Annotated in this window: 11 protein-coding genes; 5 read left to right on the plus strand and 6 right to left on the minus strand. The window is 72.2% G+C overall.

Features of this window, described 5'->3' with window-relative positions; translation table 11 throughout:
* Positions 1-95: 95 nt before the first annotated feature.
* On the minus strand, positions 96-1,769 hold the full coding sequence (locus tag ACY1JX_RS08830; protein WP_181754014.1) for an FAD-dependent oxidoreductase: 1,674 nt from the start codon (positions 1,767-1,769) through the stop codon (positions 96-98).
* A 58-nt stretch (positions 1,770-1,827) separates the two neighbouring features.
* Here ACY1JX_RS08830 and ACY1JX_RS08835 point away from each other — a divergent pair, with 58 nt between their 5' ends.
* From ACY1JX_RS08835 to ACY1JX_RS08845, 3 genes are read left to right on the plus strand one after another with little or no spacing between them, the layout of a single operon-like run.
* Positions 1,828-2,403 carry a TetR/AcrR family transcriptional regulator gene (locus ACY1JX_RS08835; RefSeq protein WP_462563738.1) on the plus strand — a complete coding sequence of 192 codons (576 nt, stop codon included), beginning with the start codon at positions 1,828-1,830 and terminating at the stop codon, positions 2,401-2,403.
* Positions 2,400-3,815: a flavin-containing monooxygenase gene (locus tag ACY1JX_RS08840; RefSeq protein WP_462563739.1), complete on the plus strand. Its 1,416-nt coding sequence runs from the start codon at positions 2,400-2,402 to the stop codon at positions 3,813-3,815. Before ACY1JX_RS08835 ends, ACY1JX_RS08840 begins: the two co-directional genes overlap by 4 nt.
* Before the next feature lie 42 nt (positions 3,816-3,857).
* A complete protein-coding gene (locus tag ACY1JX_RS08845; RefSeq protein WP_462563740.1) occupies positions 3,858-4,304 on the plus strand; it encodes a DUF3817 domain-containing protein in 447 nt (148 codons plus the stop codon).
* Between the two features lie 103 nt (positions 4,305-4,407).
* Here ACY1JX_RS08845 and ACY1JX_RS08850 read toward each other — a convergent pair whose 3' ends face one another.
* Positions 4,408-5,847, minus strand: a complete 1,440-nt coding sequence (locus ACY1JX_RS08850; protein WP_462563741.1) for an NCS2 family permease — start codon at positions 5,845-5,847, stop codon at positions 4,408-4,410.
* Between the two features lie 121 nt (positions 5,848-5,968).
* On the opposite strand from ACY1JX_RS08850, the gene ACY1JX_RS08855 reads away from it, so the two are divergent.
* Positions 5,969-6,919, plus strand: coding sequence for an FKBP-type peptidyl-prolyl cis-trans isomerase (locus ACY1JX_RS08855; protein WP_462563742.1), 951 nt, complete (start codon positions 5,969-5,971; stop codon positions 6,917-6,919).
* Positions 6,920-7,012: 93 nt separating this feature from the next.
* Here the strand turns inward: ACY1JX_RS08855 and ACY1JX_RS08860 are convergent, their stop codons facing one another.
* Both ACY1JX_RS08860 and ACY1JX_RS08865 read right to left on the minus strand, forming a co-directional pair.
* The gene (locus tag ACY1JX_RS08860) at positions 7,013-7,618 is read right to left on the minus strand and encodes a DinB family protein (protein WP_462563743.1); all 606 of its coding nucleotides are present in this window, start codon (positions 7,616-7,618) and stop codon (positions 7,013-7,015) included.
* A complete protein-coding gene (locus tag ACY1JX_RS08865) occupies positions 7,615-8,196 on the minus strand; it encodes a TIGR03086 family metal-binding protein (protein ID WP_462563744.1) in 582 nt (193 codons plus the stop codon). The genes ACY1JX_RS08860 and ACY1JX_RS08865 overlap by 4 nt, the downstream gene beginning before the upstream one ends.
* A 116-nt stretch (positions 8,197-8,312) precedes the next feature.
* Here ACY1JX_RS08865 and ACY1JX_RS08870 point away from each other — a divergent pair, with 116 nt between their 5' ends.
* Complete coding sequence (locus ACY1JX_RS08870; protein WP_462563745.1) at positions 8,313-9,683, plus strand: amidase; 1,371 nt, start codon at positions 8,313-8,315, stop codon at positions 9,681-9,683.
* Here the strand turns inward: ACY1JX_RS08870 and map are convergent.
* Complete coding sequence (gene map / locus ACY1JX_RS08875) at positions 9,667-10,434, minus strand: type I methionyl aminopeptidase (protein WP_462563746.1); 768 nt, start codon at positions 10,432-10,434, stop codon at positions 9,667-9,669. The genes ACY1JX_RS08870 and map overlap by 17 nt on opposite strands.
* Before the next feature lie 22 nt (positions 10,435-10,456).
* On the minus strand, positions 10,457-12,316 hold the full coding sequence (locus ACY1JX_RS08880; protein ID WP_462563747.1) for a hypothetical protein: 1,860 nt from the start codon (positions 12,314-12,316) through the stop codon (positions 10,457-10,459).
* Positions 12,317-12,357: the final 41 nt, after the last annotated feature.

Here is a 12,357-nt window from a genome sequence, read left to right on the forward strand (position 1 = left end):
CCCGCCACTCCCCCGGTTCGGCGAGTGGCGCAGATTCGCCCGCCACTCACCGAGTGGCGGGCGTCTTTGCGCCACTCGGCGTCAGGGACCCTGGATCAGCGGGCCCAGCGCAGCTCACCGGGAGCGCCGACCGGCACCTGCGGGTCCCGTGGGGGCACGGCGGGGAGCCGGCGGTAGGGCTCGCCGAGCGCCGGCCGGGCGTCGGGCTCGCCGCGATTGGGCCAGAGCGACAGCGCGCGCTCGGCCTGCGCGGTGATCGTCAGCGAGGGGTTCACGCCGAGGTTGGCGCTGATCGTCGATCCGTCGACCACGTGCAGGCCGGGGTGCCCGAAGAGTCGCTGGTACGGGTCGACCACGCCCTCCTCGGGCGTCGCTCCGATGACACAGCCGCCGATGAAGTGGGCCGTGACCGGCACGCCCACCAGGTCGGCCACCGAGCCTCCGGCCACGCCGCCCACGCGCCGGGCGAGGCTCCTGGCCACACGGTGCGAGACGGGGATCCACTCGGGATTCGGCTCGCCGATCCCCTCGCGCGTGGTCATTCGCAGGCCCCACGGACGGCGCCGGAGGAAGGTCGTGACCGAGTTGTCGAGGGTCTGCATCGTCAGGATCACGATCGACTGCTCGGCCCAGCGCCGCGGGTCGTGGAGGCGGAACGCTCTCCGCACGCCCAGCCGACGGTAGGTCCGCAGCGTGGCGCGCCACCGCGGCATCCCCTCGACCGGATCGACCAGGTGCGCGTTGAGCAGCCCGATCAGCCCGGAGCCGGGGCCGTACCGGACGGGCTCGACGTGCGTCTGCGGGTCGGGATGGAAGGACGAGGTGATCGCGAGCCCCGGCGTGTGGTCGGCGCGGCGGTCGCCGTCGCGCGCGGACAGCACGGACTCGGAGTTGGTGCGCGCCAGCGTGCCAAGCAGCGGCGAGATCCGGGGCAGCGAGCGGCGCCGCAGGCGGTGGAGCAGGTCCTGCGTGTTGAGCGAGTTGCCCGAGAAGACCACCTGCTCGGCGGTGAGGCCACCCCGCTTCCACGGGGTCCCGGTCCCTCGAGTGGACACCCGGTAGCCGCGTCCGCGCGGGCGCACGTCGGTCACGGTCGTCAGCGGGCGAACCTCGGCCCCGGCCTGCTCGGCCAAGTGCAGGTAGTTCTTCACGAGGGTGTTCTTCGCGCCGATCCGGCACCCCGTCAGGCAGGCGCCGCACTGGGTGCACGACGTGCGGTCCGGGCCCCGGCCTCCGAAGAACGGATCGGCCAGCGGCAGGGAGGGCCGGTCGGCGAACAGCACGCCGACGTCGGCCGGGTGCACCGTCTCGGCCACGCCCAGCTCGTCGGCGACCTCGGCCAACAACCGGTCGGCCGCCGTCGAGCCGGGGTAGGTGACGACGCCCAGCATCCGCCTCGCCTGGTCGAAGTGCGGCTCCAGCTCGGCCCTCCAATCGGTGATGTGGGCCCAGCGCGAGTCCTGGAAGTACTCGTCGCCCGGCTGGTAGAGCGTGTTGGCGTAGACCAGCGAGCCGCCGCCCACGCCCACGCCGCTGGCGATGAGCACGTCACGCAGCGGGGTGAGCCGCAGGATCCCGAAGCACCGGGCCCACGGCGCCCACAGGTAGCGGCGCACGTCCCACGACGAGGTGGCGAACTCGGCGTCGGCGAACCGGCGGCCGGCCTCGAGCACGACGACGGAGTAGCCCTTCTCGCGCAGCCGCAGTGCCGTGACGCTGCCGCCGAACCCGGATCCGACGATCGCCACGTCGTAGTCGAAATCGCTCACGCGACCTCACCGTAGGGGACTGTTGACAGTCTGCCAATAGGCCGCCGACACTGTCCTCATGACTCCAGCGGCGCGCACCCGCCTCGCCCCCGACTTCCGACGCCGGTCGATCCTCGACGCCGCGGCCGTGCTCTACGCCTCCCGCCCGTACGACCAGGTCTCGACCACCGAGCTGGCCCGCGCGGCGGGCGTGACGCGCGGCCTCGTCCACCACTACTTCGGCAGCAAGCGCGCGCTGTTCCTGGCGGTCATGCGCGAGTCGGTGCAGATGCCCGAGGCCGCGCTCCCCGACCTCTCCGGCCTGCCGCTGCCCGAGCGCGTGAGCCGCACGATCGACTGGATCCTGGACGCGGCGACCACCTACGGGCAGGCGTGGGTCGCGGCCTCGGGAGCGGCGAACCTCCACGGCCCCTCCGACGTCCAGGCGATCGTCGACGAGGCCGACGACCGCGCTGCCCGCCTCGTGCTCGACGCGCTGGCGCTGCCCGACGACGCCGCCCTGCGCGCGCGGCTCCGCCCTGTGGCGGCCTACGTGAAGGCGCTGTGCCGCGAGTGGCTGGTGCAGGGCACGCTCGAGCGCGAGGACGTCCACGCCGACGTGTGCGCGGCCGTCCTCACGGTGACGGCGCCATGACGTCGATCGGGATCATCGGCACCGGCTTCGGCGGCATCGGCACGGCGGTCGAGCTGCTCACGCACGGGTACGACGACGTGCGGCTGTGGGAGCGGGCCGACGAGCTCGGCGGCGTGTGGCGCGACAACACCTACCCGGGCTCGGGCTGCGACGTGCCGGCCCCGCTCTACTCCTTCTCCTTCGCGCCGAGCGACCGGTGGTCGCGCCGCTACCCCGTGCAGGCCGAGATTCTCGCCTACCTGCGCGACGTCGCCGACCGGTTCGGCGTCGCCCCGCGGTGCCGCTTCGGCGCGCGGGTCGTGTCCGCGCACCGGGACGCGAGCGGCTGGCGCGTCGCCTTCGACGACGGCACCGCCGAGACCGTCGACGTCCTGGTGAGCGCGGTGGGCCAGTTGTCCGAGCCGAGTGCGCCCCAGGTCCCGGGCTGGGAGTCCTTCGCCGGACCGGTGCTGCACGCCGGCTCGTGGGACGCCTCGGTGGACCTCGCCGGTCGGCGCGTGGCCGTGGTGGGCACGGGCGCGTCCGCCGTGCAGCTGGTGCCGCGGCTGGCCGAGGTCGCGCGCGAGCTCGTCGTGGTGCAGCGGTCCGCCCAGCACGTGCTGCCGAAGCTCGACGGCGCGTACCCGGCCTGGTACCGCGACCTCGCCGCCCGCGAACGGCGGCCGATCGACTGGATCACCCAGCAGTTCTCGCGCGGGCTCGATCCCGAGTCGGGGGTCGCCACGTTCATCGAGCGCCTGGCCGCCACGCACCGCCGCGTGCAGGTGCGCGACGCGGGCCTGCGGCGCGACCTCGTCCCGCGCCACCAGGTGGGCTGCAAGCGGATCCTCTTCTCCAACGAGTACTACCCCGCCCTGATGCGCGACCACGTGCGCCTCGTGCCGCACGCGCTCACCGAGGTGCGTCCGGAGTCGGTCCGCACCGCCGACGGCACCTGGCACGACGTGGACGCGATGTGCTTCGCCACCGGTTTCGACACGCAGGACTTCCTGCACGGGATCGAGGTCACCGGTCCGGGAGGCAGTCTCCACGAGCAGTGGCGCGACGGTGCCCGCGCGCACCTCGGGATCCACGTGCCCGGCTTCCCGAACCTCTTCCTGGCCTACGGCCCCAACACCAACCTCGGCGGCGGGTCGATCATCACGATGCTCGAGGCGCAGGCCCGCCACATCCGCGCGACCCTCGACCGGATGCGGGACCGCGGGGCGCAGCAGGTCCAGGCCCGGCCCGAGGCGGAGCAGCGGTGGGACGCACGGGTGCAGGACCACCTCGCCCGGTCGGCCTGGGCGTCGTGCTCCAGCTGGTACCGCCATCCCGAGACCGGTCGCATCACCTCGAACTGGCCCGGCGGCACGTGGGCGTACGAGAGCGTGGTCTCGCAGGTGCACGACGAGGACTTCGCGTGGGCCTGAGCCGCCGTGCCGGAGGTTGAGCCGGGCGGGGACAATGGAGGCATGTCCCCCCGCCGCCTGTTCCGCATCGTCGCCGTCGCCGAGGCCATCACCTGGGCCCTGCTGCTGACTGGCATGTTCCTCAAGTACGTCACCGAGACCACCGAGCTGGGGGTGCGGATCGGCGGCATGCTGCACGGCGTCGTCTTCGTGGCCTACGTGGTCACCACCGTGGTCGTCGCGATCGACGCGCAGTGGAGCCTCAAGCGCTCGGCGCTCGGCCTGCTCGCCGCCGTGCCGCCGTTCTTCACGATCTGGTTCGACGTCGTCAGCGAGCGCCAGGGCGCGCTGCCCGAGCGGTGGCGCCTGACGACCGGCGAGCCGGCCGGCACCCTTGACCGCCTCGTCGCGTGGCTCGTGCGCAAGCCCCTGCAGGGCCTGGCCGTCGGCGTGCTGGCCGTCGTGGCCCTCACCGGCGCGGCCCTCGTGGTGGGCCCGCCCACCAGCTGACCCCCGCGGACCCGCGCACGCCCCACTTTTGTGACGGGAGTCGGCCGGATCGAGGCTCAGAAGCCGAAGGGCGTCACAAAAGTCGGGCGTGCGGTTCTTCGGCTCAGGTGAGCGCGCGCGTGATCGGGTCGATCGCGAAGTAGACGACGAACAGCGCCGCGATGATCCACAGCAGGACGTGGACCTCGCGGATGCGGCCCATCACGACCTTGAGCACGACGTAGGCCAGGAAGCCCGCGCCGATGCCGGCCGTGATCGAGTACGTGAACGGCATGAAGGCGATCGTCAGGAACGCCGGGATCGCGATCTCGGGGTCCTTCCAGTCGATCTCGGTCACCTGCGTCATCATCAGGAAGCCCACGAGCACGAGCGCGGCCACGGCGGCCTCGTTCGGGATGATCTGCACGACGGGCGTGAAGATCGTGGCCAGCAGGAAGCACAGGCCCGTGACCACACTGGCCAGGCCGGTGCGCGCGCCGTCGGCGACGCCGGCCGTGGACTCCACGTAGGACGTGTTGCTCGAGACGCCGGCGGCACCGCCCACCGCGGCGGCGACGGAGTCGACGATGAGGATGCGCTGCGCGCCCTCGGGCGCGCCGTCCTCGTCGTTCAGGCCGGCCTCGGCGCCGACGGCCGTCATCGTGCCCATCGTGTCGAAGAAGTCCGCGAGCATGAGGGTGAAGACGAGCAGCACCGCCGCGACGACGCCGACGCGGTCGAACGAGCCGAGCAGGTTGAAGTCGCCGAGCAGCGAGAGGTCGGGCGTCTCGACGATCTTGTCGGGCCACGCGGGGACGTTGAGGTTCCAGCCCTTCGACGTCGGGTCGCCGCCGGAGCCCGGGGTGTCGGTGATCGCCTGGACGACGATCGCCACGATCGTGGTCACGACGATGCCGATGAGGATCGCTCCGGGGACCCGGCGCGTGTGCAGGCTGATCATCAGCAGCAGGCCGAAGCAGAACACCAGCACGGGCCAGCCCGACAGCTCGCCGGCGATGCCCATGCCGATGGGCGGGGCGGCGTTGCCGGTGGCACGCACGAAGCCCGCGTCGATCAGGCCGATCAGGGTCAGGAAGAGGCCGATGCCCACCGCGATCGCGGTCTTCAGCTGCCCGGGCACCGCGTCGAAGACCGCCTTGCGGAAGCCGGTCAGCACCAGCACGAGGATCACGATGCCCTCGAGCACGACCAGACCCATCGCGTCGGCCCACGTCATCTGGGTGGCCACGGAGAACGCGACGAAGGCGTTCAGGCCCAGGCCGGTCGCCAGCGCGATCGGGAAGTTCGCGACCACGCCCATCAGGATCGTCAGCACGCCGGCCACGAGCGCGGTGCAGGCCGCGATCGTCGCGAAGCCCGAGCCCGGCTCGGTGCCTCCGCCGAGGAACTTGCCGTCCGCGTCGGCCACCCCGCTGAGGATGATCGGGTTGAGGACGATGATGTACGCCATCGTCAGGAAGGTCACGACGCCGCCGCGGACCTCCTGTCCGACCGACGAGCCGCGCTGCGAGATCTTGAAGTAGCGATCGAGGGTAGTCGTCACGGGTCCCCATCCTGCCAAGCGCGCGAGCGTCCCGGCACGGCGGGCTCATCGGAGGCTCTCAGGAAACGGACAGGTACGCTCGGCAGACTGTCCGGGCGACTCCCTCGACGAAATGAGAACCATGCGGAACCTGAAGACCCTGCCCCTCGTCCTGCTGCTGTCCGTGGCGCCCCTGGCGGCCTGCGGCTCCGGCGACGACGACGCGAAGGACTCGAAGAAGGAGAGCTGCACGGAGTACGACTCGGGCGCCTCGAGCGACGCCGTGAAGGTCTCGGGCGAGTTCGGCAAGACCGGCCCCAAGGCCACCTTCACCTCGCCGTTGGCCGCGAAGGCCGACGACCTGCAGCGCACCGTCGTCGACGACGGTGACGGCGACGACACCTCGAAGGGCGACCAGGTCGAGGCCGTCATCACGGTCTTCAACGGTCGTGACGGCAAGCAGGCGCTCAGCGAGCAGGCCACCCTGACCGCCGGCGACGACAAGACCTTCGAGGCCTTCCGCGCCGGCATCGAGTGCGTCCCCACCGGCTCGCGCGTCGTCACCACGGTGGCCGCGTCCGACGTCTACGGCGCCGAGGGCTACGCCGACCTCGCCATCAAGGGCACCGACTCGCTCGTGATCGTGACCGACGTCGTCGACGTGCGCGAGGAGGTCAAGGCCAAGGACTGGAAGAAGGACGTCCCGGAGGTGAGCCTCGAGGGCGACGAGCCCAAGGTCGAGCTGCCGAAGACCGACCCGCCGAAGGACGTCCTGGTCAAGGTCCTCGAGGAGGGCGACGGCAAGACCGTCAAGGCGGGTGACGCCCTCACCGTGAACTACCAGGGCAGCACCTGGGAGGACAAGGGCAAGGTCTTCCAGCAGACGTTCGGCAAGGACGGTCAGCCCGCGCAGCTGTCCACCGACCAGGTCGTCCAGGGCTTCAAGGCCGGCGTCGTGGGCCAGAAGGAGGGCTCCACGGTGCTGATCAACATCCCCGCCGAGTACGGCTACGGCACCGAGGCCTCCGAGGGCAACGAGCTCGGCGGCAAGACGCTGCTGTTCGTGGTGGAGATCGTCTCGATCGACTCCTGACGCTCCGCACCACCAGCCCACTTGTGGAACGGGATCCACGCCGAACACGCTTCGGAAGGTGGATCCCGTTCCACAAGTGGCGTGAGGGGTGCGTCAGAACGCGCCCGCGGGCGCCGTCACCACGCAGCCGGACCCGCGGAACGGCTCGGCGGCAGCGGTGATCCGCTCGTTCAGCGCAGCCCACCAGGCCGCATCGCGCTCGGAGCGCGACTCGTCCCACGTGTCGCCCTGGCCGTCGAGGCCCTCGCGCAGGATCTCCAGGTGCCCGGCGTGCTGCGCGGTCTCGGACACCAGGTGGACGAGCAGGTAGTCGAAGGACGTGTCGGGCTCGCCCCACCACGGCACCTTCGCCGGTGAGTCCGCCGGCAGCTCCGCGCAGGCTCGCGCGGTGTGCTCGCCCACGGCGACGTAGAGGTCGACCACCGACTGGGCGCTCTCGTCGGCCGTCAGCCACAGGTCGGAGTTGTCCTCCTCACCCGTGGTGGTCTCCCACGGGGTCCCGAGGTCGCTCGGGAAGCCGCAGCAGCTCGCGACGTACTCGAGCTCGACGATGGCCAGGTGCTTGACCAGGCCCAGCAGGTTCGTCCCCGTCGGCGTCAACGGCCGCCGCGCGTCGTACTCGTCCACGCCGTGCACGGCACGGAGCACGGCGCGGTGGCCCCGCTGCAGGTAGCGCAGGCTGGTCTCCCGGCCGCTCATCGGCTCGCCCTCCACTCGGGGTCGCGACCGATGAAGCCCATCAGCCTGAGCACCCCGTCGGCGTCGGGCGGCACCGGGACAGCCGGCCCGTACTGACCGGAGTCGCGCAGGATCTGCTCGTGCAGGCTCATCCCCTGCAGCAGGTTCTCGCACTCCTGCGGGTCCAGGCCCGACGGCACGCCGGCCGACTCGGCCAGGTCCCACGTGTGCATGAGGACGTCGGTCGAGTAGAACCGGTCGATGATGCCGCCCAGCGGCTCGGTGCCCAGCTGCGGGTGCGTGAAGTCGTCCTCGGTCGCCGGCGAGTCGAGCAGCTCCTGGATCTCGGCGGCGTGGGCGCGCCAGGCCGCGACGGGATCCGCGAGGTCGACTTCGCGACGGAGGTGGACGCCCCCGGAGGCGAGAAAGCCCTGCGACCACGTGACCAGGTGCTCCACGACGTCGCGCGCCGCCCACTCGGGTACCGGCGTGGGCGCGTCCCAGTCCGCGACGCGGTCGACCACGGACGTGAACCCGTCGGTGACGCGGGCATGGCGTTCGGCCAGGGGCTTCGACGCCCCGGGATGAGATGCGGACACGGATCCTCCGACGGTCGACGACACGAGGCTCCCAGTCGACCGCTCCCCCTCCGCGGCGTCAAGGGCGGCGAGGACCCGGGTTGTCGAACCACCCGCGTGCACGAGACGGTGGCGGGGTGACCGCACTGCACGAGCTGGACGCCCACGACCTCGCTGCCACGATCGCCGCCCGCGAGGTGTCGTGCGTCGAGGTGACGCACCACTTCCTCGATCGCGTCGAGGCCGACCACCTCGGCGCGTTCGTCACCGTGACACCCGAGCGCGCGCTCGCCCGCGCCGCCGAGCTGGACTCCCTCGACGAGCGCCCGCCCTTCGCCGGCGTTCCTACCGCCTTCAAGGACCTCACGCCCACCGCGGGCGTCCGCACCACGATGGGCTCGCGCCTGCTGGCCGACCAGGTCCCCGACCACAGCGCCGACCTGGTCGGTCTCGTCGAGGAGGCCGGGTTCATCAGCCTCGGCAAGACGAACACGCCCGAGTTCGGCCTGAGCTCCTACACCGACAACGACGTCGTCGGGCCCACCGGGACCCCAGCCGATCCGGCGCTCAACGCCGGGGGCTCCAGCGGTGGCGCCGCCGCGGCCGTGGCCGCGCAGCTGCTGCCCCTCGCTCCGGGCAGCGACGGCGGCGGCTCGATCCGGATCCCGGCGTCGTGCTGCGGTGTGCTCGGGTTCAAGCCCTCGCGCGGGCGCGTCGGGGCCGGACCGGACTCCCCCACCTGGAGCGGTCTCGCCACCGACGGAGTGCTCGCGCGCTCGGTGCGCGACGTCGCCGCGGTCCTCGACCTGCTCGCCCGTCCGGTCCCCGGCTCGTCGCGCGTGTGGCCGGCTCCGGCGACACCGTTCGCCGAGGAGATCCGCCGCGAGACCGGCCGGCTCCGGATCGCCACCTGGACCGACCCGTACCTCGACTTCGTCGACGCGTCGCCCGGCTCGGTGGCCGCGGTCGCCGCCGCGCGCGAGGCCCTCGCCGGGCTGGGCCACGAGGTGGTCGAGATCGCGAACCCGTGGCCGGCCGAGCTCGAGCCGCAGTTCAACGTGGTCTGGTCCGCGGGCATGGCCTCGGTGCCGCTCCCCCCGGAGGCGATCGGGACGCTGCGCCCGACCACGCGCTACTGGTACGAGCGCGGCGGGCAGGCGTCCGCCCCGGCACTCGCCGCGGCGCTGACGTTCCTCGAGCTGACCACGGCGGCGGTCAACGCCTCACTGGCGTCGTTCGACCTGTTCCTCACGCCGACCCTGGCCCTGCCGCCGCAGCCCCACGCGTGGTTCACGGAGTCGGGCGACCCCACCGAGGACCACCGGCGCGAGCTGCTCTTCACGCCCTACACGGCACTCATGAACATGAGCGGCCAGCCGGCCGCGAGCGTGCCGGGCCACGTGCACGACGGCCTGCCCGTGGGCGTCATGCTGGCCGGCCACGTGGGCGCCGACGCCCTCGTCCTGCGCGCCGTCGATCAGCTGATGGAGGTCAGCGGGCGGTCATGACGATGGGGTCACCGTCGGTGATGGCGATGGTGTGCTCGCTGTGGGCGCCGCGGGAGCCGTCGGCGCTGCGGATCGTCCAGCCGTCGTCGTCCATGCGGATCTCGTCGGTCGAGGCCAGCAGCCACGGCTCGATCGCGATGACCAGGCCAGGCTTCAGCGGGAAGCCACGACCCGCCACGCCGTCGTTCGAGATGTGCGGGTCGCCGTGCATCGTGCGGCCGACGCCGTGGCCGCCGAACTGCGTGTTGACCGTGTAGCCGTACTCGCGGGCGGTCTCGCCGATCGTGGCGCTGATGTCGCCGATCTTCCCACCGGGACGGGCCACCTCGATCGCCCGTGCGAGGGCCACCTCGGTGGCCTCGATGAGGCGCAGGTCCTCGTCGCGCGGCGCGCCGACGACGACGCTCAGGGCCGAGTCGCACACCCACCCGTCGACGCTGACCGCGAAGTCCAGGCTGACGAGGTCGCCGTCGCGCAGCTTGTACCGGTGCGGGAGGCCGTGCAGCACCGCGTCGTTGACGCTCGTGCACAGCACCTTGCCGAACGGGCCACGGCCGAACGAGGGCGCGTAGTCGATGTAGCAGGACTCGGCGCCGCGGTCCTTGATCATCCGGTGGGCCAGGGCGTCGAGCTCGAGCAGGTCCATCCCGACGTCGGCCGTCTCGGCCAGGGTCGTGAGGACCTCCGCGACGAACCGGCCGGCCGGCCGCATCTCGTCGAGTTGGGTGGGGTTCAGCAGCTCGATCGCCATGCGGCCAGCCTACGGACCCGCGTCAGCGGCGGACCCGGAAGGTCGCGGTGTACGACCCGCTGACCTTGCCGGGGGCGACCAGCGCACCACGGCGCTGCGAGGCTCCCTTGGACCGGCCGACCTTCCACTTCCAGCCCGCCGTCACGGCGGCGCGGTCGGAGGGAATCAAGGCGTCCAGCTGCTCGAGCAGGGCCGCGAACGTCCGGGGCCCGTCGTCGTCGCCACCGAACTCGGGGCAGTAGATCTCGCCGTCCTCGTCCTCCATGCACTCCGGCTTCGAGGCCGCAGCCTTCGGCGCGTAGGTGACCTTGCCGCGACCCACCGCGTTCCTGCCGATCGTGAACTTCTTCGACGGGCCGGTGCGCAGGCCCTGCGGCTTGCCGTTCACGTACTCGCGGTAGACGGGACGCACGAGCACGCCGCGGCCGGCCTTGACCGACGAGCCGCCGAGCGTCACCCAGGCCTTGCCGTTCCACTTCTGGGCACCGCTGAACCGGTACTCGATCGCCTTCGCGCTGCGCAGCGTGAGGTGCGAGGTGACCGAGGTGATGGTCGCGTCGGCCAGGTCGGTGCCCACGATGGAGGCGACGTCGCCACCGATGTCACCGGCCAGCTGGTCGCCCAGCTCGCCGCGATCGGAGTAGACCTGCTCGTTCGTCAGGGTGCCCGTACGGCCGTCGCGCAGGCGGTACGAGATCCGCCAGACGTGACGCGCCGTGCCGATGCCGAGGTTGTCGAGCGTGTCGACGGCGGCGAAGGCGGGCGCGTAGCTCGCGGCGAACGCCGCCATGTCGGGGTTGACGACCGTGCCGCTGTACGTGCGGATGCGCTGGGCGGACGCGTTGTAGACGTGGGTGGTCACGCCGAAGCCCTTGATCAGGCCGAGCTCGCCGCGGATGGCCGCGTAGCCGTCGTGCGTGATCGTGCCGATCTGCTGACCGATCCGCGAGACCTGCTTGTACGAGCCGACCTCGCCCGTGGCGTCGGGGACGATGAGCGCCGCCGAGGCGTTGTGGATCGACAGCGAGGTCTCACCGGCGAAGTCCATCGGGTGGCCGAAGGCCCACACCGTGGAGCCGCAGATCGCCGTGACCGTGCCGACGCCGCCGGAGAACAGGTCGCCGGTGGAGTAGCCGACCGCGATGTTGCCGCCCGGGACGAGCGGGTCGTCGATGACCGTGGGCGTCGCGACCGCCGCGAAGCCACCGGCGCGCGCCGAGCGGGCGGCCGGCGAGGCGCCCGGGACCCGGGCCAGCGTGCGGTTCGCGAGGCGGTTGGCCTTGGCGCCGCCCGCCACGACCTTGCGCGTCCTGAGCAGGGGCAGCGTCGCACCCGCGAGGTCCACCTCGGTGGCGGCCGAGACGCCGCTCAGGCCGCGGCGGGTGATCGGGACCGCCGCCGGGCCCAGGCGGTCGACGCCCGTGCGCTTCATGTGGTCGGCCGGGGTCACGCCCGCGATCGGGATGTTGTCGGCGTTGAGGCCGTACGCGACCGCACCGATGAGGCGGCCGTCCTGGGCGTAGACGGGCGAGCCCGACATGCCCGACCAGATGCCGGCCCTCGGGCTGCCCGTGTCGATCCCGGCGCCCGAGAGCTCGAAGAGGAGCATGTCGACGCCCTGGCCGAGCGCGTTCTCCAGGTGGCCGGTGTAGCGGCCCGTGAACTGCACGGGCTGCGTGCCCTTGACGACCGTGAGGCCCGTGACGGCGGTGTTCTCGTCGAACGTGTCGACCACCTCGTCCTGGGTGATCATCGGCACGCTGCCGTCGGAGCAGAACGCCGCGGGAGCCGCGACGGCGGGCGAGGCGGGGGCGACCAGCGCGGTCGCGGCCACGCCGCTGATGGCGGCGGCGGACAGCCAGCGCAGGGTCGGACGATGCATCGGGTACCCCCGGTTGAAGGACTTGAGTCGGATGATCGTAT

It is taken from the genome of Aeromicrobium sp. JP4 (assembly GCF_054957925.1).